Below are 24,342 nucleotides of genomic sequence, written 5' to 3'. Positions count from 1 at the left end.
AGAAAAACAAGAAGGCGGACGATTCTTCGATTCAGTTAACGCCAGGGATCTCCACAGCCTGCACGCGTTCTAGCGTTCCGGCATAGACGCTCATGTCGGTGTTAAAGACGGGCTTGCCACCTGCCAGCATCTTGCTTAGATCCAAGTTCACAAACTTGGCGTCACCATTGTCGACCACTGACAGACTCAGCTCCGATGGTAGCTTGCCATCAACCAGCTTCTCGGCGTCAAGCACTCCATCAAACACGATATCCGGAAGCGATTCGTTCGTAGCGGCGGCGTACATTGACATATACTCGCCCTGTGGATCTGTACCACCACCAGCGAATGTGTTGTCATGGATATGGATCGCCTCGGGGTACGGATCGTACCCGCTATCATCGTATTTTCGCTGCGTGATCAAGAAGCTGACCACCAAGCAGCTCGCACTGATGTTTCCTTCGAACTTGTTCCCAAATACTTCGACGCGATCATTTGCCATGATCATCAAACCGCTGCCTGGCGGTACGCTTGCAACCATCGCGCCTTCCTTTGCAAAGTTGGCGTGGTTGTTGTCAGACATTTGATTGTTGAAAACGCGGCAATCTGACCCGTTTTTCAACGTCAATCCGGGCAGCGAAAACACCAGAATGCCACCGGTATTGTTGTTGGCAACGTTTTCATAGACATCTGCGCCAATGCAATTTTCGATTTCGATTCCAGCAACGTTTCGTTCGGCTCGACAATGGCGAACGATCACCTGTTTTGATTGCCCGACATAAATCCCGGCATCTGACGCGCATTGGGTGTGGTCTCTTCAGGGCGCAGTTTGACGGTTGATTGAGGTGCGTCGGTTTCGCGGCATTGCGTAACCTCGGATTGGTGTTTCAGAACAAGGGCGTCCCGCGTCACACTGATGTTGCAAAACAAAAAGAACGTGGGAGTCAACCTATGGCGCGGTCTTGAAGGCTAATGAGGCGTCGATACGACCTTACGCACCCAAAGCTACCACGAACCATCAATTGGCCGCGTAAACTCGCGCCCTGGCGAGACGACACCCTGTCGTCATGCAAAACGCTTGTCGTCGTATCCCACGGCTGAGGAAAAGGAAGCGCATGGATGAGGTTTTTCAATCGGTTACGGACAGCAATATACGGGTCCTCGATAGGTGGCCCAAATCCGAGCTCACCATTTAGTGTAGCGAGGAAACTGTCGAATCCGTCAATCTTCACAACATGAAAATTGCTGAAACGAGAGAGTTCCTCCACTCTCGGAGGGACATCATCACCTCGTACGCACCAGTAGACTCCATGTGGGAAGTAGTCGTCATTCCTAAGAAGTGCATCGAACGTATCCATTATCGTTCGATCGTTTCCGCCATATCCGATGACGATCATTCCGAACTCACCAGCGCACTGCCGAAACTTTTCCCGCATGTTGTCTTCGAGGTTTTCAAGCTCCCTTACCGTGTTTTTGATACTGTCAAACAAAAAGTCCCCATGTAGCTTTATGATCTTTGGGCGCGATGAGAACACCCTGATTGACCGAATGCTCGAGTCATGGGCACAAACAATTGGCCGTGTTTCTGTTGAAAATAGATAGCAAGCCTCGTTTAACAGGTCATCAAAGTTCGTCGTAAAGACAGTGTTAAAAACACCCTCGCGAATCAAGTTCACCAGATAAACATAGCCCCACGATGGGTTTGCATCCTTAATCAATGACTCGATGAACTCTCGTCGAAGACTTGGTTGATCGAAAAGTTGCTCGAAGAGCATCGAGTATTCTTCAGGCTGGCCATACCAGCGTTGTGATTGTAGATAGTCCTCGGCATCATCGGGATGGCCGTGAATAGCTGCGTACTCCTGTCGCCAGTCTTTGACAAGTGACGCACCCGACTTGATGCCGCTCTCGACGCTTGCACCAGCACCCAAAAGCAGAGTGAAATTTGGGTGATGGTCCCGCGTTTTCGATATCGCGTTTGTAAGATGTCGGGCTGGTTTAATTTCAACGGGCATGCTGTGAACTCTTTGCAGGAAATCGCTAGGTCACCCAGTTTAACATCGTTGGGGAAGAAAAGGTACGCAGCCTCGTTTTCAGGCATTTCTAGGTTGGTTCGAGTGCTCCGGTGGCCGACGCCGGTGAGCCACCACCTGACTGAACCACAGCCATCAAGATAGCAAGCGAGTCAACGCAGGGGTGGATCTCACCAACGCGAGTACCGCCTCGAACGAATCGAGTTCGGTTGATGCAACTTCAGCATCACAGCATGGTGCGTAATCCGCGTCGGTCTACCTTAAGTTGGCCAAGTTCCGCGTTTGCTCGCGATCATGCTCCAAGTTCATTTGAATTTGGCGATCCAGCCATACTCTCACTTGGATTGCAGCGTACAGACGACAGCTGGAACAAGGATGATTATCGGCGAAAAACGACGCGTCCGCATAGACTTGGTCTCCAATAGAAAACGTCGAGATGACATCTCCCCGAAATTTTGGTTTTTGTTTCGATCGGTTTTGCACGACAGACACTCTTAGTGGGTAATGGACATCGATCTTTCCCCGAAACGACTGACGCTGCTCGTGCTGCGTGCCCAAGCGGGCGATCGGGACGCCGCGGACAGCCTATTGCGAGTGCATCAGGATGAGCTGTTTGGGTATCTGATGAAAACGCTGGGTGATCGCTCCGATGCCGAAGACGTTTTGCAGACAACGCTGTTGCAGGTCGTCAGGAAGATCAGGTGGTTACGAGAACCGCTGCGTTTCCGATCGTGGATGTTTTGTATCGCGAGCCGTCAGGTCTATCGAATCACCAAACTTCAGCGACAAAAACACGAGTTTTCTAACTCTGACATCTTCGAAGAGGTTTCGGAAACGGAGTTGGGTGATTCGCAACATCAAGATTTGATCATGCAGATTCCCAAATGGCTCGATCGATTGACGCCCAACGGACGCGAGGTGATCTATTTGCATTACCTGGAAGGATTTACCAGCGAAGAAGTCGCCGACATTCTTGGTATTCCTCTGGGAACGGTGAAGTCCAGGATCAGTTATTCACTTGCCTGCATTCGCAAGCAAATCAACCACACGAAAGAATGAAAACAATGAACGATGAAAAACTCAACGCGATTCGCGGAGGTGCACTTCAGTCCATGGCCCGCAATGAGCGGTGGTTCAAAATACTACTTGGTTTTTGCACCGTTGCAGAGGTGGTCGGCTTGGCTGTCGTGTTCTGGATTATCGACTGGGGCAATTCAACGCATCAGTTAATCTTTGCCGCGACGATGTTAGTGTGGGTGAACCTTGCTCTTTGGGTGTATGCCTTGGCGGTGCGAAACCGTGTCGGCGAACAGCGCATCCTGAGAGCCATCGATGTCATAGCGAGTGCAACCGATGAAACGTAGAACAATTGACTTTCGGTCGGCCGATGAAGTGATCCAAGACATCAATATGCTTCGCACCAGCGGATACGAACGTGCCGGCAATTGGAATCTGACGCAAGCGTGTCAGCACTTGATGACAACCATGAATGGAGGGATGGACGGTTTCGGATTTCGGCTACCGTTGGTGCTTCGAGCCACAGTGATCCATTGGGGATTCCGTTACTCATTGAGAAAGCGAAAGCTAGGAAAAGGATTCCCAACCTTCAAGAGCCTTCGACCCACGCACATGGATTCGGTCGACAATGACGCGATCATTGATGCGTGTGTCGACTCCTGTCGTCGAGCCAATGGCTTCAACGGTTCGATGGAGGAGTACCCGCTGCTTGATAATCTGTCCGTTGATGACTGGCGAGATTTTATGTGGATTCACGCATCCCATCACCTCAGTTTTTTGATTCCGACAACCTCTTGTCCAACTTAGACGAAGGGAGACCCTTTGATGCAGCGTATCCTCCGCAAATATGAATCCAGCGACTTGGGCGACCTGATGGTCACTTGGGAAAGTGCGTCCAAGCTCGCGCATCCGTTCCTGCCCGAGGCGTTTCAGGATCAAATCCGCCACGACATTCCCAGTGTTTACTTGCCGAATGCTGAGACCTGGGTGATGGAACAAGACGGACAAGTGATTGGCTTTATTGCATTGATCGGCAATGAAGTGGGAGCGATTTTTGTAAAAGCAGAATTCCAAGGCACTGGCGCAGGACGAGCCTTAATGGGCAAGGCCGTCGAGCTGCGAGGCGATCTGGAAGTCGAAGTGTTCAAAGCGAATGGGATTGGCCGCAAGTTCTACCAGCGATACGGATTCGAGTTATTGAGCGAGTCGGTACATGAGCCAACGGGTCTGGACGTCCTCAAACTGAAATTTATCCGATCCAAAACGGAGTCCTGAAGTGAAGCAAGTTCGTGCCTTCAAAAACGATGAAAGTCGGGAAGTGATCCGGCAGTGGTGCCAAAAAATTACTGACGTGCTGCCGTTCCCCGTGCGGGAACAAACGGTCCAAACCCGCTTCGGCAGTACACAGGTGGTTCATACGGGCCCAGAGGATTCCGTTGCTGACGATCAACCGCCGATCGCCATTCTACACGGTGCCATAACAGGAGCAGCGTTTGCTCTGGGTGAGTTGTGTGACCTGCCAACTAAGGCTCCGTAGTGGATATTGGAAAATCGTCGGAGCAGATGATGGGCATGAGCGACGCTGTTTGGCAGCGGCATGCCAACCCGATCAGCGGCTGGACTCGCGTTCCTGTGCTTCCGATGTTGGCGATGGGGATCTGGAGTCGCATTTGGCTTGGCTGGTGGGCACTGCTGCCCATCGCCGCCATACTGATCTGGACGTGGTTCAATCCGAGAGTCTTCCCGATTCCTGCGAGCACCGATAATTGGATGTCCAAAGGCGTGCTTGGCGAGAGGGTCTGGTTGAACCGGAATAACATTTCGATTCCCGCCCATCATGCGCGCATAGCACAGATCCTCAACGCACTTGCAGGACTGGGATTGATTCCATTCGTTGTCGGGTTGGTCCAGCTCGATGCTTGGGCAGTCGTCGGAGGAACCGCCATTATGATGATCGCCAAACTCTGGTTCCTCGACCGGATGGTATGGCTTTTCGATGACATGAAAGACAAGCACGTCGAGTACGGTCGTTGGCTGAGATGAACGTCACGAGGCAGCAGAAGATGGGTTCGGGAGAAGAAACGTTTCAGCTACAGCCGGACGAGTACGCTCAAAAAGAATCCCGCAACTTTCCGCAGACCGACGCAAGCTAGCGAATCCTCGAAGTCCGCTCGGTTGGAAAAACGCAAGGTCGAAGATCTTCGGCAAAATGCCGTCGGTGCCTCGCACCGAAACGGTCTTTCACGATTCTGTTCGGTGCTCCGGCGGCCGACGCCTGAGGTTGCTCCGGTTCATCGTACGGACGTAGTGATTGGAACTAAAGAGGGTGCCTGGGCGCCAAAACGATGGTAGCAACGAATTTTTCAGCGAACCCATCGTATCCAACGTAGGAATCGGAATAGCCTTCCAAGTAGCCTTGCCCGCTCAATTCGACTTCGTGCATCCTGTTCTAATCTGAACTTCCGCGAATCGACGTCCGTGCAAGTGAGACCACAACCTACGCAGAATCCGCTTCCGCTCTGCAACGTCTGTCTGCATCGAGGGCAGGTAGTGGTCATGGCGGTCTCTGATTGGTTTTGTCCGTTCGGTCGATAAATCGTGCATGGACCTGTGACAGGCTCACTTCCTCAATTGCCTGGGCGCGAATATGCCAGTTCCACGACTGCGACAGGCCACAAGATGCGTGTCGGTGACCTCAACAGTCCAGTACAACGCACGATCTAACGATCCACCGGTTCATCGACCTGGATCCGTCGCGCTTGCTCGAACTATCCTGGAAAGTCACATTTCCATTCCCAGATTCGGAAGTCGAGCAAGGAGCACTCAGCCCCGTAGCACGTCGAGCGGAGCCTACTGGAGGTAGTCGACGGCAATGCAGGAGATTCTCCAAATGTCGACAAAGTTTCCATCCGCTGTCCAACGCTATTGCAAAGCCAAAAAGCACTCGAAGGGTACAAGCGACGAGTACAAAGCCACCGTGAGAAAGTGGATCAGTTGGGGGCAAGAGATTCCTCTGGAACAGCTATCTCGATCAAGCATTCGAGATTTCCTGGATTGGGTTTACGACGATGCGGTTGAACAAGGGGGTGAGAATCCGGAGCGGACATCGAACAAGGCACGTGATCATGTCCGCGCTGTCGCCGCATGGGCATGGGAAAACGACATCATTGAATCGCTTCCGCGATTCCCAAAGCCGCGTCCGCAACGCGATGTCGCTGGTCGTCAGTATCTGAGCAAGGCGGAACTGAACGCACTCTACTTTGCCACGTACCAGATGCGCCGACCACGCGCGTGGAAGCAACCGCACTCGTTTGGCCAGTACTGGCGATCCGCAATCGTTCTTTTTTTCAACTACGGCCTGGACACGGGTACCATCTGGAAGACCAAAACAACTCACGAACCGCTCTTATGGCGGCACGTTTTCTGGAGCCGTGAATCGCCCGATCGACAATCGAAGCTTCGATCTCGCTATGGATGGATATTCTATCGACGAGTTAAAACGAACAAATCGTTCTATCGGCCGATGAATCGAGCGGTTCACGCACATTTGCGTCGCCTTCAACCTCCGACGCTCGTACCGGAGGAACCGATCTTCGTGGGTGGAACTGCGAGACCCAACGCGGTCTTCAAACGGTTGATCGCCCTCGCCGGGATTTGCGATAAAGTCGACATTGAAACCGGCGTTGCCAAAGACTGGCTGCTGAAGGACCTCCGCAAGACCTGCGCGACATACTATGACGAACACCTGCCTGAGTCTTCCATCGAAATCCTCGGTCACTCTGTGAGCGGCGTCACGTACCGGCACTATGCTCATCGAGATCCATTGGCATTCAAAGCAATCATGACGATCCCTCAGCCTTCCGCTTTCATGGCTCTACCACAGGGAATCGAGGGTGAATGCCCTTGTTGCCGGCGGAAGTTCGCGGGCGGATGATCTACCGGTCGATGAAGCCGGAGCATCTTGGGGCGAAATTCCCAGAACATGCATCGGTGACTGCCTGAGTAGATCACCGACGACAATTATTCAGCTACGGAGTTGACCGAAGTCGATGCAACCTCAGCGTCATAGCATGTCGCGCAACTCACATCGGTCTCTGTCAAATAGTTCATTTTCCTCTCTTGAAAGTCATCTTGGTTCGAGCCCCAATCGCAGAGCTTCGACCGAGTCATACTTTGGTCAAACCGTAAACCCACGATCACAAATCCTTGTGTGATCGAGGGTTTCGTCGTTTGCAAGCAGGTGAGAAGCCCGCGTGGTTGGTGTCCAAGTCGAAGGTAGACTTGGGACTCAAACCGTGCGCATGAAGTTGAAGTTCCGAATCGCTGTTCGACATTCCGAGCAGCCGGTCCAAATATGGCCCTGACGGTGACAATCGCCTTGCGTAAATCGCGTCGGTCGATGCACCTGTTCCTGTAAGAGACTGTCAAGGGAGAGCGGTTTCCAACGGGCTTGCTGCGCAGGGACGGAGGTGTGCGTTTTCGCCTATTTCGTTTTGCTGTGCGTGCGTGAAGTCTTTGGGGACACTAGCTTTTTGATTTGGCTTCTTCGCGAGCCTTTTTACGCGCCTCGCGTTCCGCTTTTTTCGTCGCTTTGTCGTCAGGAGCCGGTTCATCGTTAACTCCCAGATCTTTATTCAAAGCCTTTGGCACTGTTACCGTCTTGCCCTTGATTTCGAGTTGTTTAACGATTTCGATCTGTTTGTCGATTTGGCCAGGTAGAGCGGCGTTCCCTCCGGGAATGAACTCCCCAAAAGGACGACCAATGACTTCGAGGTCCTGCTGCATGAGATTGCGCATCTCTTTCATGCGAGGTGCCTGAGCTTTTTTATAAGCCAGGTTCTTCATTTCTTTCGGATCCTTCTCCAGGTGGTAGAGTTGATCTTCGTCGAAGAAGCCGGGGCGATCTGCCCCTCTCACTCCGATGCCCAAACGTCCAATGTAGGACATGGCTTTGGGTAAGTTTTTCGGCGTGGCTTTCTTAATGGCAGCGATCTGTTCTTTGGTGTGGCGAACGGCAATGTAGGACCAGTCTTTCGTGACCGTTGCCCGCGCAGCTCCCATTTCGAGATAAAGATGATTCCGCCAATCTTCGGCTTGTCCGTTCTTGAAAAGAGGGGCGAGACTCCGTCCATCGATCCGGTAAGATTCCGGTTTCTCTGCGTTACCCAGATCGAAGAAAGTGGGTACGAGGTCGATGTTCTGCACGAGTTCTTCGCACACCTGCCCTGCGGGAATTCCTTCCGGCCAGCGCATGATCATGGGTACCTGGCAAGCACCGTGTGAAAAGACGGATGCTTTGCCATCGCGACCGTGATCCGGCGCAAAAATCACCAGCGTGTTGTCATCGATTCGGAGTTCCTTAAGCTTTCGGAGAATCGCCCCGAGCGAATCGTCGATCCACGCTTCACCAGCCACATGGCTGTCGGAATCGAAACCTTTTTCAGTGATTGTTTTGAGAAGCTCTGCGCGCGGCGTCATGACCTCTGGAAGGCTTTCAACTTCTCCCTCTCCGGTGATGAGCGGGTGATCCATGGATTTTCGCCAGGACTTATCCGGCCCGTGCAGCAGGGTACTGCAAAGATGAAGATAAAACGGACCGTCCTTGTTCTCTTCAATGAACTCCAGTGCTGCCACCGTCGTCCACTCTGGGTTGTGCGTGGAATAGGGCGACCGCACGTTTTCCGGGTAGACGTTCTTCGCCGAGGAAAAGCCCAGCGTTTGGAGGTAACGGCGCATCCAGCGTTCGTTGTGTTTGAACTGAGCCGACGCTTCAGGCCCGGGACTCACGTCTTTGGGAATGTTGATCCATTTGATTTTGCCTTTGTAGAACTCCGGAAAATCCAAATCTGAAGTGAGGTGAAATTTCCCAACAAAACCGGTGGTATAACCGGCTTCACGGAGAACATTTCCAACGTTCATATTGTCGCGTTCCAGTGCGACATTGAAATTGGGAAGCCCCTGATTCTCTTTGCCGCCGACCGCTTCGGCGTAAAGTTTGCTATGCGAGTTACCAGCAAACCGACCGGTCAGGAAGCTGTATCGAGAAGGAGTACAAACCGAGCTGCTGACGTAGGCGCGAGTGAACTTCATTCCTTCCTCCGCCATGCGATCGAGATTGGGAGTGTAGGTGTCGCCCCCAAACGCGGCGATGCTCGAAGGGTTCTGATCGTCGATCAGAAACATGATGATGTTAGGACGTTCTCCGGAAGTCCGCCCGCCGGAAGAATCTTGTTTCAATTCGTTGGCACGGGCGTACGAAGAAAATGCGATCAGGAGAACAAGGAACAGGCGGATGCAATGGGGCATGGTGTGTCTCGATTGGCGTGGTCTTTTCATGTCATTTCTTTGGCGGTTTGATTTACTTGCGTTTGGATTCGGCACTCTTGCGCGTCTCGATCAGCAGCGAGTGCATCTGGCGGCGCTGCTCGGCGAAACGCGGCCTGGACGCCACGTTGTTGTCTTCGTGCGGGTCGTTGATCAGGTCGTACAACTCGGCCTGATCCGCGCTGCCCCATTCGCCGTAATGCCAACGTTGCGTGCGGATCGATCGGCCCAGGGCCTTGCCCCGGCTGACGACCGTGTATGCAGCCGAGCGACCTTTGGCGCTGGGGTCTTTAAGCAACGGGGCAAGGCTTTTGCCCTGAAGTTCGTTCGGACCGTTGATGCCGCACAGTTCCACGAGCGTCGGGAACATGTCGACCAGTTCTACGATCGCCTCACTCCTGGTGCCGTCCTTCGTCAGCCCAGGCACGCGGACGATCATCGGCACCCGCGCGCATTCCTCGAACAGCGTCACCTTGCCCCATAGCGAGTGCTCGCCCAGATGATAGCCGTGGTCCGAGGTGAAGATGATGATCGTGTCGTCCCAGCGGCCGTTGCGTTTTAGCGAATCAAAGAGCAGGGAGATCTGCGCATCGACGAAGCTGATGCAAGCGTGGTAAGCCTGCATGTACTGGCGGCGCAATTCGTCGTTTTCTTTCTCCAATTCGAAGCCAAACGCTTCGTAGCGCTTCGATATTGCCAGCAAGGGCCTGTTCTTCCAGTCGCCCTTGGGAGTCGGGCGGTATTCGATCGCGCTGAGCGGGTGATGGTCAAAATATTTCTGCGGCGCCCAGAACGGCACGTGTGGTTTCTGGATACCACACGCGATGAAAAACGGCTTGTTGGCGTGGGCTTTCTCGTCCAGCCACTTTGCGACCTGGCGTACGTTCTTGCCGTCCTTGTGCTGTTCGTCGCGCATCTGGGTCGGGCCGAAGCCCGGCGGCGTCTGGCCGGCCAGGGCGCTGCGATTTTCCTTAAGGTGGCGACGCCAGGACCGATCGTCTTCGTCCTTGATCGGCCCGTGCTCAGCTTCGTAAGCCTTGCGCAGCTTCCTTTCGACGGGGTTTTCTTCGTTGTTGAACCTGATCACTTCGTGCCACGCAACGTCGCCCGGGTCGGCCTTGCTGTTATGAAAAACCTTACCCACGCCGGCCGTCCAGTAGCCGTTGGTCTTGAACGCCTGCGGCATTGACTTCGTGCCGGGGCGCACGTTGCGGATGTCCAGCTTGTTGTCGAGGATGCCCGACGATTCAGGGTAAAGCCCGCTGAGGAACGACGCCCGCGACGGGCCGCACACCGGGTACTGGCAGTAGGCTCGGCCGAACGTCATGCCCGCGGCCGCGAGTTTCTCTAGGCCCGGCGTCTTGAGCGGCTGGTACCCCGCCGTGCTGACGTGGTTGTTCAGGTCGTCGCAGACGATCAGCAATACGTTCGGGCGCTCCGCGCGAGCGGCTGTGGCAACCATTGCCGACAAACAGAAGATCGAAAATGAAATATAGGTTTTCATGGTGAGATTTTTGGATAACGGCATGTGTGGTGGATCGCGCTCCCTTCAGAGCGGTTCATTTCGATGATTTTGGAGTTTGGCTGCTCTTCTTTGCTTCGCGTGCTTTGATGCGTTCGGCTTTCTCTTTTTCGCGTGCTGCTTTCTTTTCTTCTTTCGACATTTTTTTGGCTGGTGCACCGGCATCAGGATTCCAGCGCTTTTCCTGCTTGCTTACCGGGTCTGCCATTTCGTCGAGCCATGCATTGTATTTGTCCCTGAGTTCGGAAACGACTTTCGGGTGTTTTGCAGCAAGGTCGGTGGTTTCGCTGAGATCTTTTTCGAGATCGAAGAGTTCAATACGATCTTTCTCTGCGACCAATTTCCAATTCCCGCTGCGGATGGCCCACTTTCCATTGGCACCCGCAGAACTCCAGTACAATTCGTCGTGGAGTTTGTCGGTTTCACCTTTGAGGGTGGGCAGGATGCTCTTACCATCCAGAGGTTTGTCCTTTGGCATCGGAAGCCCAGCAGCGTCGAGAGCCGTAGCAAACAAATCAGTCGACCACATGGGCACGTCGCATTTTTTCCCGCCTTCCAGTTGGGCCGGCCACGACACAATGAACGGGACATGAACTCCGCCTTCGTAGTCCATCTGCTTGAAGCCGCGAAGCGGTGCATTGTTGGCGTTCATGGCACCGGAACCGCCATTGTCCGTGAGAAAGACTAGCAGTGTATTGTCAAAAATGTCGTGTTTCTTCAGCGTGTTCACAATCTCGCCCACTCCCATATCGAGGTGCTTAATCATGGCCATGAGCGTGTCGCGTGTTTCGTCGCCAGTAACTTTCTTGATGTCTTCTTCGGGGGCCTCCGGTGGAGCATGCACTGCGTTGTAAGCGACATAGAGGAAGAAAGGCTCCTCCTTGTGGCGGTTGATAAAATCGACCGCTTCCTCCGTGATTCGAGTGGTGAGGTAGCCTTCTTCTTCGATGGGTTTGAGGCCACGATAAATGGGGTGATCCATGTCTGAGTGGTCAAAGTAGGGATGTGCCCCGCGTCCCATAAAGCCATAGAACTCATCGAACCCTCGATTCATGGCGTGGTACTCTTCAGTGAGTCCGAGATGCCACTTACCCAATGCACCAGAGACGTAACCGGCTGGCTGGAGTCGTTGGGGAATGAAAACTTCATCAAGCGGAACGCCTGAGCCTCCCTCCCCTGCTGTGTAGATTCCAAATCGTTGCTGATAGCGACCTGTCATGAGTCCTGCACGAGTCGGCGAACACACGTGCCCACTGGTATAGCCCTGAGTACAGATGACGGACGAATGTGCGAGAGCATCGATATTCGGTGTACTGACTTCTGGCGGGGAGTGCGGGTTGTAGCTGACATCGGCATAGCCCTGATCATCTGTGAGAATGATGACGATGTTCGGTTTCTCTTCCGCCAGGGCGATGGAGGGCATTCCGATCAAACTGAGGATCAATGCTTTCAGTACGTGTTGAAATCTCATGGTTACTATTCAGGTTTCTTCAAGGTTTAGATGGATGGGGTGAGTTGAAACAGGTTTTCAATCTGTTCGCTGGTCAGAGCTGATCCGAAGAAGGCAAGTTCGTCGATCCGCCCATGCCAGAAGCCCGATCTTCGATTTCGTTTCTTGCCGCCGGACTCTTTAGGGATTCCCCCGATGCTGAAACGGTTGTGCGATTGTGCTTGAAACCCATTTAAAGGCTCTGAGGAAACGAGGGCTCCGTTTCTGTATAGCCGCAAACTTTCAGTCGTCTTTACGACGGCAACATGTGTCCAATCTTCGAGAGGCAATGGTGACGAATCCACTATCTGCAGAAACCGCTTTCCGTTGGCGAGGGTGAGGCCCAAATGCCCATGATCGCCAACAAGCCCAAAGCGAAATGTTTCGTCGCCCGAGAGATTCATGTCTGAGACAAGAACTGCGTTCCTTGGCAATGTCTGGGTGCGGATCCAAGCCATGATGGTGAACTCTGTTGTTGGGAGTTCGAGGCCTGAAGAGATCTGTGCATACACTCCCTTTCTAGGCCCATCCAGACGAAGGGATGAACCGATACGGCCCGGAGCGAATGGTTGGCGCCGCGTATCACCTTTCACGACGGAGGCCGTATTTTCATGACCTTTGGCAGCATCCTTCAAGGTAAGTCCGTCGTCGATAACCGCCATGCGATAGTAAGCGAGCGGCAGAAGTTCACGAACGTTTCCAATATAAGTTGGGTCCGGCTCATCGAGACTTCTGAGAAATCTCTGATCGTCTACGGAGATGCCGAGAGGGATGAGAGTCGAGTGATCGATGCGAGTCGCCTGATTCGTGACAAGACGAACGGGATCTATCGAGGTGTCCCGCTGCTTGGGTTGCACTTCCACTTCCCCTTTGAACACGTGGACTTCACTGCTGCGTTCGCACACGACTTCGATTGCGAATTCTGTACCGTAATCAACCACTTCAGCATCCGGCGTTTCCACTGTGAAGCCGACACCCTCCGGAGTTACATTGGCCGCCAGACGTCCTTCGTTCAAGATCATGAACTCAGGGCCATGAATCTCGAAAGAGGCCGGTGCTTCGATGACCACTTCGACACCTGATTCAAAGGTGATTTGAACAAGGCCTTCGTCAAGTTGGTAACAGCCGGTTCTTACGGCGCTGCCATTGTTGAAGTCAGACGATGCGCCGAACAGTTCCAGACTGGCGGCCACGCTCCGGGTCAGAGAAGCGACCGTTTCGCCTGGTTTCATTTTTGATGGTGCGCCCGATTGTGGCCACAGGATCACTCCGGCCAGCACCAGCGCGGCGGCCGTGCCCAATGGTTTCCAAAAGCTGAAGGAATCTGAGGGAGGTTCGGGTGTGTCTGAAAGATCCCGCATCTGTAGATCCCCCAACACACCGTGTTCCCATGCAAGCATGGTGTGAACCTGGCAGTATTCGAGGTACTGTTGTTTTGCCGCCGGATGCTGACGAATCACCTCCGCCAAACGATGACTTTGTTCCGACGAAAGCTCGCCCTCCGTAAGTTCCATGAGGAGAGACTCCAGTTCTTTGTTCTCTTCCTCTGTCATATAACTTCCTCCCGGCGTTGACCTTTGACGCACTCGATTAAAGCGGCGCGCGCTCTGAAAAGGGCCTGCTTGATTGAGTTCTCTGACTGACCGCTTTGAGCGGCTATGGATTTCAGAGTGGCACCTTCGGTGTATCGACGGCGGATGAGTTCCTGATACCGATCGGTTAGTTTTCCGATGCAGTCGCCCAGACGTCGTTGTTTTTCTCCCTGCCACTCGCACTGCTGCTCCGCGCCTTCAGCGATGTCTCGAAGGAAGTCATCGTCGAAAACAAGGCGATCCCGGGTGAGTCTGCGGCGGTGAGCCATGACCTGGAAGTAGGCGATTTTGAGCATCCAGGCACCGAAGTTGGTGCCCAGTTTGAAGTCATGCGATTTGCGCCAGAGAACGGCATTGGTCTCCTGCATGACGTCCTCCGCCTGAGTGCGGTCGCCAAGAAGCGACAGTACATAGGCGTATAGTCGGCTCTGATGGCTGGTCAGAAGCTGTACGAATTCGAAGGATGGTTCTGGTCGTTTTCCGGGCATGTATTTCCCTGATCAATACCGGCTGGTCAGGAAGGATATACCGCGGGAGCATGGGTTGGTTACGGTTGAGAGCAAAAAAAAAGGCCGGAAACTGTCCCGGCCCCTTTCGGCAGAAACCTGAGGCGGTTTGAGCCACAGAATCGCCTCGACTTGTTCCTCCTTGATCGGCGGAGGAACATCGTTGGCTACTTCGGCTTCCCGAATCTGCTCGCTTAAGTCCTTGATGCAGGCTTCATGCTGCTGGACTGTACCGAGCAAGAATTACTGGGCACGCAGGGTGGGACAGCAACCGGCAAAAACCAATGAAAGTTGCGGATCTCGATCACCGATGTGTAGGCCTGCTATCGGCAGACACCAATGCGGTTTCGTTGTTGCAAGAACATGCTGAGGTTGGACAAGCCGAAGCGGATTACGCGATCGGCTGGGGGCGTTCGGTCCGCGACACCGATGCGGATTCCAGCAATCTCTTTCGCTGCTCCGGCGGCCGACTTCGGAGCGTCACCTTCGTCAGATGCGACGGCTAACCCAAAGTTAGGCGGAGAGCATCTAAGTTTCCATCTTGGTCACACTGTCGATTTTGTCCTGCATCGACTGCTCGCGATCCGTCCGGGTTCCGACTTTGATGCTCGTGGTGATTCGCGGAGCACCCATTTCGTGAACACGTTCGTGGCAACGCTTCACCGCGGCAAAGACTTCGTCCCAGTCGCCCTCGATGTTCGTGCCGTATGCGTGAAGCTGGTGTTTCAACCCAGCCTCTTGCAGCACCTTTTGGCATTCAGCGACGTACTTGCCCACCGAGATACCAACGCCCATCGGGACGACACACAGATCAACGATGACTTTCATTTTGATATTTTCCGCTGGTTTTGGTCGGGTACGGTTTGCTTCGGCCAAAGCCTAGACTTTCCCGAAGGAAATTGCAGTGGCCTGTCTCAACCGCTGGTCTCGGCTCCGTCTCGAGACCAGCGAACGTCTTCTGCGGTTTGCAGCGTTGGTCGTAGGTGATGCGATCCTGTTATCCGACGCGATTGACGAGTTCTGAGACCGACGGTTTGGAATGTCGGTAAGAGACGATTCTGGCATCGAGGTTATTCGACTTCGTTTTAACGAACGCTCTCTCGATCGCGCTGATGATCCATTCGTCATCATTGCCGAATACGCCGCCGCCGAGCAGCGTGAGGTAAACGACGTTGACACCGGTGCGTGACGCGTTGATGACGGCAGCCAATAGCGTCGCTTCGTAAGCGACGTCGAGGATTAGCTTCGCAAAGTCCGTCCAAAGTTCGACTCGCTGGCGACCGTAGGCGACCGGCAACGCTGAACAGTATGCTTGGCTGACGCGATGTCCGGAATGTGGCAGCGTCACGTCGGCTTGCCATTGAAGGCCGATCCGTAACTCGCCGCGAAGCTCGTCCAGTTCCGATTCGCTTGCCGATTGCAGACGATCCGTGATGCGGCGAAGGCCGTCATCGGACGGGAAAAGGTAACCGTTTTGCATCTGCCAAAGCTGGCCGTCTTCGTTGCCGAGTCTGCTTCCCAGGTCGGCGGAGCAGTCGATTTGATGGTCAGCAGATTGGCCGATGCGATCGCCGACCAGTGCAAAGTAATTTCGATAGATCGTCCCGGCTCCGCACGCGATCGCGCACGCCGGGCCTTGAGTCGGGTCGCTCTCGTAGATGCCGACGCCACGTTCGGGTGTGACCGATGGCCCGGTCATTTCCAACAGGTTGAATTGTGAGGCGACTTGGAACAAAGCGTTGGCATTGGCTGAGTCCGCGTGCAACTGGCGAACGTCGCCGACCTGTTCGCGGATCGTCGACGGACGCGCCGGAACGTCAAGCTGCGAGACAGTGTGCCGAAGATCCGACAGCTTCGGCGTTTCCAAAGTTCCGAACGCGAATCGTTTCCCATTGGGGCAGACGATCTGATCGCCGTCGATGGATAATTCGCGGCGAACCTGCTCAGGCGATTCTTCCTCGATTCCGGTAAGCTTTGTGAACCAAGTCATGATGTTTTCCTTTTCTAGCTGGCCGCGTGAAGCTTGTCAGTCTACCGCGTTCCACTGGAGACTTCGATTGAGTATCCCACTCACGTTCACCCACCCATCCAAGCCGACGCCGTGTAACCGCACGTATTGGGTCGTCGATGATTTATTGCTCGCGGGGGCGTATCCAGGTCGGCCAGATCCAGCAGATCATCGCCAGCGGATCAAGTCGCTGTATGACGCTGGCATGCGGACGTTCATCAATTTGCAAGAAGAGAACGAGACGAACAATTCTGGCGTGCCCTTCGTTCGCTATGACGACGAACTCCGCCGACTCGCGGACCAGCAAAACGACCCGATCGCCCATCTTCGTTTTCCGATTTCCGACGGCGGCACAACTTCGGTTGATCGGATGCGAAGCATTCTGGATGCAATCGACCTTTCGCTCGCCGCCAATCGTCCCGTTTATGTTCACTGCTTCGGCGGCATGGGGCGAACGGGATCGGCGATTTGTTGCTGGCTCCAACGGCACGGTCTTGCGTCACCCGAGAACGTGCTGGGCTTGCTAACTCAATTGCGACAAGCGGACGTGGAACGAGCGAGTTGGAAAGCACTAGAAAACGAATCGCAAGAAGGCTTTGTACTGTCGTGGACCAAGAATCAAGACAGCTAACCATGAGTCGACTCAACATCATGTTCTTGTGCAGCAAGAACCAGTGGCGGAGTCCGACGGCGGAGGCGATTTACCGACGTGATGAGCGTGTGTCTGTTCGTTCGCGTGGCACGGCAAAGGCGGCGGTGCAGACGATTCGTTCGGACGATATCGCTTGGGCGGACGTGATTCTGGTGATGGAAGACAAACATCGGCAGCGAGTTTTGGCCGACTTTCCTGGCGAAGCGAAGTTCAAACCGATTTATGTGCTGGACATTCCCGACGACTACCAGTTCATGGATGACGAATTGGGGGAGCTGATCCGATCCGCTGCTGAGCCGATCATTGAACGACTCCGACAGAGTTCACTGGGACCGGACAGATGACGTCGTCAAGGTTAGAATGGCAGCATGCAACCAAAACGAATCAAGATATTTGAGGATGCTTACCGATTCGTGCTGGAACAAAAAATCTGCACGGTTTTCGGGAGCAAAGGGTCGCCGTACCCCTCTTTGTGGGACAACACCGGACTGTCCGAAGCGAAGCCCAAAGCGGGTGGATGGAGTCCCAAGGTCAGTGCGGTTTGGAATTGGAAAACCCGCATCCCTCAGACCTACCCCGATGAGGTCTTCTATGGCAAAGTCGCAGGTGGCGACGCAGTGCTGATAGAGATGCAGCACTTTCTTGATGAACACTACCCACGGTTCTACAAGCCGGCTGACCAGTTGGGTCAACTTGAGCAACAGATCTTTGAGATGGTTCGGTTGGAACAGGCCTACACAGGCGATCTTCGTAAGCGTGCGATGAACCGGCTTGCTTGTACCAAGAGCCAATTTGAAACGGCGCTCAGGAAGTTGCAAATCAGCCTGAACATCGTCCGCTCAAACGACCCTCGCCACAAAAACGATTTTTGGCTGCCCATGAGCGAGGTTCATTTGGAGCTTGTGGAAGAACAATCGTAGGCTTGGAATACGCGACTGACGAAACGGCAGATCGTCTGCGTGCTGTCTTCGTCGATTTTGCAAAGCAAAACACCAAGTTCTTCGGTGGTGAGGTTGACGAGTTCGCATGGCCATCGGGGCACCGACTCGATCCAGGTGCAAATAAAAACAAACGTGTCGCCATTGGCGACTTCAAGGCGGGGAATCATAACGATTGGTCGTACCTGGCGGCTCACCGTTGTTCAAACTTGATCGTGTCCTCTTCAATCACACTGACGCAATGATAGAGGATGCCGCGTACACTGAAGTTAGGCCATCAGCGATCGAGGTCGGGATGGATTCGTTGTCGTCAGCAGCGAGATCCGTGTGCGTCTCGAATCGCACGATGCGTCCAACGCAGTACGGTGCTTCGCCTATACTCCTTCTGGGCACGAGTCATGGAACGCCAGGAACATGGAAAGAGTACCGGCCAAATAGTTGATAGGTTCGAGATGAGAATACTTATGTGCGATCGAGACAATGTCCGGACAAGACTGTTCACCAGTCTCTGTTTGTTTGCTGGTTTTTGCCTGCTCCAATCGCAATTGGCATGTGCAGAGCAGCGACCACCAAATATTCTGTTCTTGTTTGCCGATGACCAGCCTCCTAATTGCTTGGGATGCATGGGGAACCAGCACATAAAGACACCCAATCTAGATCGCCTGGCACGCCGTGGTGTCGTGTTTCAAAACGCATTTGCGACGACAGCGATCTGCTGTTCCAACCGAGCTTGCTTGATGACCGGACAGCACATGATCAGGCATGGAGTCGAGGATTTCATTGAGCCCCTATCGGCCGCCGCATTCGACGAAACGTATCCCGTCCTGCTTCGCAAATCCGGATACCGAACCGGCTACCTGGGGAAGTTTGCGGTGGGCAATCCGGGGCGAAGAGATCGGCAACTCTGCCTGCCGGCGGATAAGTTTGACAAGTGGTATGGCTTTCCGCAAAGCATCAGTTTTCGCCAAGAAGTTGATGGGGAGACTCGCTACCTCACCGAGGTCATGACCGAGAAGGCGGTGGAGTTTCTGCGTGAATCTGATTCGGAACAACCGTTCTGCCTGACGGTGGCTTTTAAAGAACCCCATGGGCCATTCGACTACTTTGACCCGAATGCTCCCAACACTTACGAGGACGCAGATCTTCCGCGTCCTGAGACTTGTACAAGCGAAGACTACGAAGCTTTACCTGAATTTTTACAAGAGTCTCTCGGAGGAGACGGGGCAAAGCGACGGGTCGATGGCGGCGATCGCGGTTTGCAAGAGTTGCGTACTGTCTATCGGCTCGTATCGCGATTGGACGCTTCGGTCGGAGTGATTCTCGATGAGCTTGAAGACCTGGGGCTCGCTGAAAACACCGTCGTGATCTATTCATCGGATCACGGGCTGCTACTGGGAGATCACGGATTGTCGGGAAAATGGCTCATGTACGAGAACTCTATCCGAGTGCCAATGATCGTTTACGATCCACGCATTGCGACTGAACAGTCTGGCTCGCGACGCGAAGAAATGGTTTTGAGTATCGACGTTGCGCCTACGATTCTTTCGATCGCTGGAGTCGATCCTCCAGAGTCGATGCAGGGGAAGGACATGATGCCTCTGGTGAGAGACAAATCGGTGGCATGGAGAGAGCATTTCTTCTACCAGCACACGTACCAAACGGACCCTCCGCGCTCGCCAATTCCGAGCACCGAAGGTATCCGCACGAAGGATTGGAAATTCGTCCGTTTTCCAGATACCCAGCCTGTCTATCAGCAACTGTTCGATTTGAAGAACGATCCGCTAGAACGGAAAAACCTTGCCTCCGAAAGCCAGCACGCTTCCCGGCTAAGAGAACTACGTCAACTGTGTGATGACGCGCCCGAACAGCTTCGGTAGTCCGCGCGTTTAGAGCAGGCATCGGTCAGAGGAAATTTGTCAGACTTGTTGGTGGACGAGTCTTTAGAAACTTACGGTTACGATCCGTCTCAATTGGAGACGAAACATGAAAGCCCGGTCGGCTGTTTTTATCCTCGTCACTACCATCGCGTTGGGCGGAATCGTTTCAGCCAAAGCGGGGACTCCCATTCCGCTGGACAAGCGGGCTGCTGTCATGAGTCTTCCGGGTATGTGCAGCACGCAACCGGCAAACCGATGGGATGGCGGCCTGGTGACGGGCAATGGCGTGATGGGGGCGACTGTCTTGGGCCAGCCCTATCAAGAAAGAATCGTCTTCAACCACGAACGTCTTTCCGACCGTTCCTGGATGAGCGTCCACTGCCGCCCGTGACCTCCGATGCATTGCCTGAAGTACGGCGATTGATGCTGGAAGGCAGGTCTCGCCAGGCATTCGATCATTGGCGCCAGGCCATGGCTGCCAACGGCCATCCGGAAATCGTCAATACACCGGCTTACCATCCGGCCTACACGATGACCATTGAGCGTCAGGATACGGGCGATGTCGAAGACTATTTGCGAACGGTTGATTTCATGACGGGAGAGGTCGTCGTCCGGTTTCGCAGCGCCGAGGGCCGCTGGGCCAATAAGACATTTGTGTCCCGCAAAGATAACGTGATTGTACAGCTGTTTGAATCGCCCGATGGCTTGCCGGTCAGTCTGGATATCAACGTGGTGGATCAGTCGCACGGATTGACGGATGACGTCGAACGAATCGACGCGGACCTGTCAAAGAATTGGATCACGGCGCGATGCAAGTACAACAAAACCCCGCGAGGCTACGAAGGCACGACACGTGTCGTTTGCGACGGCGGGGCGACTGAACAGGTCGACGGTGTGGTACGATGTTCCAACGCAAAACGGATTCTTCTGCTGACTCGAATTACCGATCTTGAGAGCTTTGAAGATTCCAAGCTGAACGACATCCAAGCAGATCTTTCACGCCTGCCGGCTGACTACGGAAGCTTGCTGATGCGTCACGAAACGCTGCATCGGACCGCAATGCAGCGGATGACGATCGACCTGGACAACTCGGACGATCGCTATTTGTCTTCCGAAGAGCTGATTGCGAAGCAGCATCAAGCCGACAACATCCTTCCGGCTTTCCTTCAGAAGATGTTCAACGTGGGACGCTATGCTCTGCTTTCTTCCAGCGGAGAACTGCCGCCGACGTTGAGCGGGGTGTGGAACGGAAATCACAAACCAGCGTGGTCCAACGACTTCACGCTCGACACCAACCTAAACCAGCAGATTGCCGGGGCCAGTACTTGCGGGTTGCCGGAATCGATAGCCGCCTACTTGAACCTGATCGAGGAGATCGCGCCCTCGTGGGAGGTGAATGCGAAAAACATCTACGGCTTCCGCGGGATCACGTCGGGTGCACGTACGTCCGGGCGAGAAAACTATCACACGCACTTTGGTAAATGGCCGGGGCATTGCTGGACGGCGGGCGCGGCGTGGCTGATCTATCCGATTTACGAACACTATCTTGTCACGGGCGACCAAGAATTCCTGAAGAAGCACGCCTTGCCGTTGATGGAAAAGAACGTGCTCTTCTATGAAGACTTTCTGACCGAGGTAGATGAAAACGGTAAATTCGTTTTCGTGCCCTCTTACTCACCAGAGCATTTGCCTGCCCAGTCGATCAACGCCGTGCAAGATATCGCTGCGGGTAAGCAGGCGATCAGCAATCTGGTTCAGGCCTATGAGGACTTAAAGATCAAGCCAAACCGAGTGGTCGAACTGAAGGCCATGCTTGAGAAGTTCCCGTCCTATCGAGTTGATCAAGAAGGAGCGTTTCAAGAATGGGCCTATGCCGGATTCAAGGAGGATTTCGATCACCGCCACATGTCGCACAGTTATCCTGTTTGGCCGGCGCATGAATTGAACTGGGAGAGTGATCCGGATTTCATGACCGCGATGCGAGTTGCCCTTGAGCAACGTCTTCCGCAGGATTGGTCCGGTCATTGTTTCGCGGTGCGTTCCTTTTGTGCCGCACGAACCAAGTACCCACAGTTGTTTTGGCAAAACCTGTTTACGTTGATGCGTTACGACTACATCCAACCGAACCTGATCACGCTGCATAATCCCGGTTGGCTTCCGAACACGGACGTGCTCTGCGGAGTGCCCGCGATGGTGACCGAAGCATTGGTCTATTCCAATCCCGGAGAGATCGAGTTGCTTCCGGCTTGGTCGCCAAAGCTAGTCACATTCCGGCTGGCGCCGATCGTCGGGCATTTCGAGCCTGACCCGTCCGCTGAGTGCAATGGCATGGCCTAGGGTGACGTCAGGCCATCGCTGTGCGTTGTATTCTTGCAATGCAGTCGCCCGGGATGGTTACATCACCAACCAGCCAAGCAGAATCGCAACCTCCAAACCAACAGCCGAAGATTTGATGCTCGACTCGATGGGCAAGACGCAACGAATCAAGGCCGTCAACACCGAGTACACAAAGACGGTGGGTGCGAACGTGAGAACCAACCTCGGAATGATCCGAAAAAAGTAGCCGACGACAACCAGCACCGGTGCCGCCAATGCTAAACCGGCAAGCAGTCCGGTGATAACGAGTGCAACTTTCATCCAAACAACGCTACAGTCCGAACGTTCGGCTCGACGCGACTGATTCATTCGGCATCATCGGAAGCGCCGCGTTCCTCAGAATTTCCGAGGTCGCAGTCAAGGTTAGCTCACAACAACTTGCCAGAAGTCGTTTCCGAAAACTTGAGCAAGGGTACTTTGTATCGAATGATTGTTTTCCTTAACCCACCCTTGAAGGGGTGATCCATGTGCGGTCTTGAGTTCCTTGACTGGGACGAAACGAAAACGTCTAGAATCACTGAACAGCGATGAAAACCATGCTCCCGAGGTCGACAAAGACCTGCTTCGCTCGCTTGCTTGACAAGAACCTCCACGAGATCAAAAGCGATTTATCTCCCATTTGATTGTGCGTTTCAGAAGTTGGAACGACGCTTACAACGAAAGTTCAGTCCAAGAGCTTCGCAAGACTCGACGAAAGCGAATGCCGCTGATATTGAACTACCGCTGGCGGTGCGAGTTATGTCGCGTGGAGTTCAATACCCAGCATGGAAATATCATCGTCGGTGATGCCATCCTCCGTGCTACTGAGCACCGCGCCCAGGCAAAGATCGATACTGGTTTGCAAAGAAACACTTGGATGTCGCTCTAGCTCTCGGAGAAGTCGATCGACCCCAAACTCCCGACCTGAAGGGCCGATTTGTTCCACAGCACCATCACTGAAGATGTAGACCCGATCATTTGCGCAAAGATTGACAACTTGCAGCTGGTAGTCAGGGTCTGCGACGATACCGACGGGGAAACCCGGTGAATAAATTTCGGCCGCTCGATTGGATCGCAGGAGAACCGGCGAAGGGTGCCCCGCCGATGCAAAGCTTAGAGTTTTGCTTTTAAGATCTAAAACTCCATAGCAGCATGTAAAAAATTGAGGCGACTCAACGTCAAGTTGAAAGTTGTCATTGAGATGTTCCAGGACCGCGACGGGATTCTCTTTCAATTCACTGGAGGCCCTCGATAACCAACGGCTCAGCGTGGTCGACAGCAATGCCGCTTGGACACCATGCCCACTTACATCAAGGTCGTAGAAGGCGATACGAGATTCGTCCAACTGAAAGACGTCCAAGATGTCGCCCGCTAGTTCGTCACAGGGCAAGTAGGACCATGCAATCCTCGCTCGAGAGAGCTTTGGCAGATTGGTAGGTAAGAGCGCATGTTGAATTTTGGCAGCAGCACGCAAGTCGTTCTGCATTCTTTCGCTTGCCAAACGCAGACTTGCCTCCGCTTCGTGGCGTCTTGTCGTATCCGATTGGATCCCAACAAAGTGTGTTGTCTGGCCGGCCTCATTGCGAATTGGCGTGATGGATAAATGATTCCAAAACGGAGTACCATCTTTTCGATAGTTCATTAGCTCCACTTCGCAATATCGCTCAGCGGAAATTGCATCGCGGAGCTGCTTGACCGAATTTGGATCTGTATTTGGGCCTTGGAGAAACCGACAATTCGTGCCAACGGTCTCTTCACTGCTGTAGCCCGTCAAACGAGTGAAACCTTCATTGACGTAGATCAGCGGGCGATCGGAGGCGAGAGCATCGGCGATCGTAATTCCTTCGGCGGCCGAAGCGAGAGCTCGATCCTTCAGCAGCAACTGGTCAATCAGAGGTTGGTGTCGGATGCTCAGTTGGGATGAGGCATCGGATCTTCGAACAGCTCTAGAAGAATTCATAACTAAAACATCCCACAGTCTCTGGCCATTCGCTAGACACAAACGGACGGCCGCAATAACTATCCACGAACTAGCCGAGCGACACCAGCA

The 24,342-nt window shown here is 53.7% G+C and carries 23 protein-coding genes and 2 pseudogenes; 13 read left to right on the top strand and 12 right to left on the bottom strand.

Annotated features, from left to right (window positions below):
- Positions 1–31: 31 nt before the first annotated feature.
- Both Poly51_RS06360 and Poly51_RS06355 read right to left on the bottom strand, forming a co-directional pair.
- A pseudogene (locus tag Poly51_RS06360) lies at positions 32–772 on the bottom strand (parallel beta-helix domain-containing protein); the annotation flags it as partial.
- A 151-nt stretch (positions 773–923) separates the two neighbouring features.
- Positions 924–1,994 carry an SIR2 family protein gene (locus Poly51_RS06355; protein WP_146455533.1) on the bottom strand — a complete coding sequence of 357 codons (1,071 nt, stop codon included), beginning with the start codon at positions 1,992–1,994 and terminating at the stop codon, positions 924–926.
- Positions 1,995–2,516: 522 nt separating this feature from the next.
- Here Poly51_RS06355 and Poly51_RS06350 point away from each other — a divergent pair.
- The 6 genes from Poly51_RS06350 (at position 2,517) to Poly51_RS06320 (ending at position 6,963) form a co-directional block, all read left to right on the top strand.
- Complete coding sequence (locus tag Poly51_RS06350; protein ID WP_146455531.1) at positions 2,517–3,071, top strand: RNA polymerase sigma factor; 555 nt, start codon at positions 2,517–2,519, stop codon at positions 3,069–3,071.
- 5 nt (positions 3,072–3,076) lie between these two features.
- A complete protein-coding gene (locus tag Poly51_RS06345) occupies positions 3,077–3,376 on the top strand; it encodes a hypothetical protein (RefSeq protein ID WP_146455529.1) in 300 nt (99 codons plus the stop codon).
- Positions 3,366–3,836, top strand: coding sequence for a DUF1569 domain-containing protein (locus tag Poly51_RS06340; protein ID WP_146455527.1), 471 nt, complete (start codon positions 3,366–3,368; stop codon positions 3,834–3,836). The genes Poly51_RS06345 and Poly51_RS06340 overlap by 11 nt, the downstream gene beginning before the upstream one ends.
- 18 nt (positions 3,837–3,854) lie before the next feature.
- Positions 3,855–4,304, top strand: coding sequence for a GNAT family N-acetyltransferase (locus tag Poly51_RS06335; protein ID WP_146455525.1), 450 nt, complete (start codon positions 3,855–3,857; stop codon positions 4,302–4,304).
- Between the two features lie 297 nt (positions 4,305–4,601).
- Positions 4,602–5,072, top strand: a complete 471-nt coding sequence (locus Poly51_RS06330; protein ID WP_222435801.1) for a DUF6653 family protein — start codon at positions 4,602–4,604, stop codon at positions 5,070–5,072.
- Positions 5,073–5,919: 847 nt separating this feature from the next.
- The gene (locus Poly51_RS06320; RefSeq protein WP_146455521.1) at positions 5,920–6,963 is read left to right on the top strand and encodes a tyrosine-type recombinase/integrase; all 1,044 of its coding nucleotides are present in this window, start codon (positions 5,920–5,922) and stop codon (positions 6,961–6,963) included.
- A gap of 590 nt (positions 6,964–7,553) precedes the next feature.
- Here Poly51_RS06320 and Poly51_RS06315 read toward each other — a convergent pair.
- From Poly51_RS06315 to Poly51_RS06285, 7 genes are all read right to left on the bottom strand, one after another.
- On the bottom strand, positions 7,554–9,335 hold the full coding sequence (locus Poly51_RS06315; protein WP_222435800.1) for a sulfatase family protein: 1,782 nt from the start codon (positions 9,333–9,335) through the stop codon (positions 7,554–7,556).
- 52 nt (positions 9,336–9,387) lie between these two features.
- Positions 9,388–10,857, bottom strand: a complete 1,470-nt coding sequence (locus tag Poly51_RS06310; protein WP_186775380.1) for a sulfatase — start codon at positions 10,855–10,857, stop codon at positions 9,388–9,390.
- Positions 10,858–10,912: 55 nt separating this feature from the next.
- Complete coding sequence (locus Poly51_RS06305; RefSeq protein WP_146455516.1) at positions 10,913–12,346, bottom strand: sulfatase; 1,434 nt, start codon at positions 12,344–12,346, stop codon at positions 10,913–10,915.
- Between the two features lie 26 nt (positions 12,347–12,372).
- Positions 12,373–13,917 (bottom strand): LamG-like jellyroll fold domain-containing protein, encoded by a 1,545-nt coding sequence (locus Poly51_RS06300; RefSeq protein ID WP_146455514.1) that lies wholly within the window; start codon positions 13,915–13,917, stop codon positions 12,373–12,375.
- Positions 13,914–14,444, bottom strand: a complete 531-nt coding sequence (locus tag Poly51_RS06295) for a sigma-70 family RNA polymerase sigma factor (protein WP_146455512.1) — start codon at positions 14,442–14,444, stop codon at positions 13,914–13,916. Before Poly51_RS06295 ends, Poly51_RS06300 begins: the two co-directional genes overlap by 4 nt.
- Before the next feature lie 546 nt (positions 14,445–14,990).
- Entirely contained in the window at positions 14,991–15,290 is a 300-nt protein-coding gene (locus tag Poly51_RS06290; protein WP_146455510.1) for an MTH1187 family thiamine-binding protein, read from the bottom strand.
- Positions 15,291–15,459: 169 nt separating this feature from the next.
- Positions 15,460–16,452: a hypothetical protein gene (locus Poly51_RS06285; RefSeq protein WP_146455508.1), complete on the bottom strand. Its 993-nt coding sequence runs from the start codon at positions 16,450–16,452 to the stop codon at positions 15,460–15,462.
- 67 nt (positions 16,453–16,519) lie between these two features.
- On the opposite strand from Poly51_RS06285, the gene Poly51_RS06280 reads away from it, so the two are divergent.
- From Poly51_RS06280 to Poly51_RS06255, 7 genes are all read left to right on the top strand, one after another.
- A complete protein-coding gene (locus tag Poly51_RS06280) occupies positions 16,520–17,101 on the top strand; it encodes a protein-tyrosine phosphatase family protein (protein ID WP_246114304.1) in 582 nt (193 codons plus the stop codon).
- 2 nt (positions 17,102–17,103) lie between these two features.
- Positions 17,104–17,466, top strand: coding sequence for a low molecular weight protein tyrosine phosphatase family protein (locus tag Poly51_RS06275; RefSeq protein ID WP_146455506.1), 363 nt, complete (start codon positions 17,104–17,106; stop codon positions 17,464–17,466).
- Positions 17,467–17,490: 24 nt separating this feature from the next.
- Positions 17,491–18,042 carry an AlkZ-related protein gene (locus Poly51_RS06270; protein WP_146455504.1) on the top strand — a complete coding sequence of 184 codons (552 nt, stop codon included), beginning with the start codon at positions 17,491–17,493 and terminating at the stop codon, positions 18,040–18,042.
- 2 nt (positions 18,043–18,044) lie between these two features.
- Positions 18,045–18,305 carry a hypothetical protein gene (locus Poly51_RS30960; protein WP_222435799.1) on the top strand — a complete coding sequence of 87 codons (261 nt, stop codon included), beginning with the start codon at positions 18,045–18,047 and terminating at the stop codon, positions 18,303–18,305.
- Between the two features lie 6 nt (positions 18,306–18,311).
- Positions 18,312–19,937: a sulfatase family protein gene (locus Poly51_RS06265; protein WP_146455502.1), complete on the top strand. Its 1,626-nt coding sequence runs from the start codon at positions 18,312–18,314 to the stop codon at positions 19,935–19,937.
- Positions 19,938–20,043: 106 nt separating this feature from the next.
- Complete coding sequence (locus Poly51_RS31565) at positions 20,044–20,328, top strand: glycoside hydrolase N-terminal domain-containing protein (RefSeq protein WP_146455500.1); 285 nt, start codon at positions 20,044–20,046, stop codon at positions 20,326–20,328.
- Complete coding sequence (locus Poly51_RS06255) at positions 20,325–22,274, top strand: glycosyl hydrolase family 95 catalytic domain-containing protein (protein WP_186775378.1); 1,950 nt, start codon at positions 20,325–20,327, stop codon at positions 22,272–22,274. Before Poly51_RS31565 ends, Poly51_RS06255 begins: the two co-directional genes overlap by 4 nt.
- A 57-nt stretch (positions 22,275–22,331) precedes the next feature.
- On the opposite strand, the gene Poly51_RS06250 is transcribed toward Poly51_RS06255, so the two are convergent.
- The 3 genes and pseudogenes from Poly51_RS06250 to Poly51_RS31720 form a co-directional block, all read right to left on the bottom strand.
- Positions 22,332–22,574, bottom strand: coding sequence for a hypothetical protein (locus tag Poly51_RS06250; RefSeq protein ID WP_146455495.1), 243 nt, complete (start codon positions 22,572–22,574; stop codon positions 22,332–22,334).
- Positions 22,575–23,049: 475 nt separating this feature from the next.
- A complete protein-coding gene (locus Poly51_RS31190) occupies positions 23,050–23,778 on the bottom strand; it encodes a PP2C family protein-serine/threonine phosphatase (RefSeq protein ID WP_246114303.1) in 729 nt (242 codons plus the stop codon).
- Between the two features lie 33 nt (positions 23,779–23,811).
- Positions 23,812–24,252, bottom strand: a pseudogene (locus Poly51_RS31720) (PAS domain-containing protein); the annotation flags it as partial.
- Between the last annotated feature and the right edge of the window lie 90 nt (positions 24,253–24,342).

The sequence above is a fragment of the Rubripirellula tenax genome, from assembly GCF_007860125.1.
GTDB lineage: Bacteria > Planctomycetota > Planctomycetia > Pirellulales > Pirellulaceae > Rubripirellula > Rubripirellula tenax.
The sequence above is the reverse complement of the archived record's forward strand: the minus strand, read 5'-3'. Positions and strand labels throughout refer to the sequence as shown.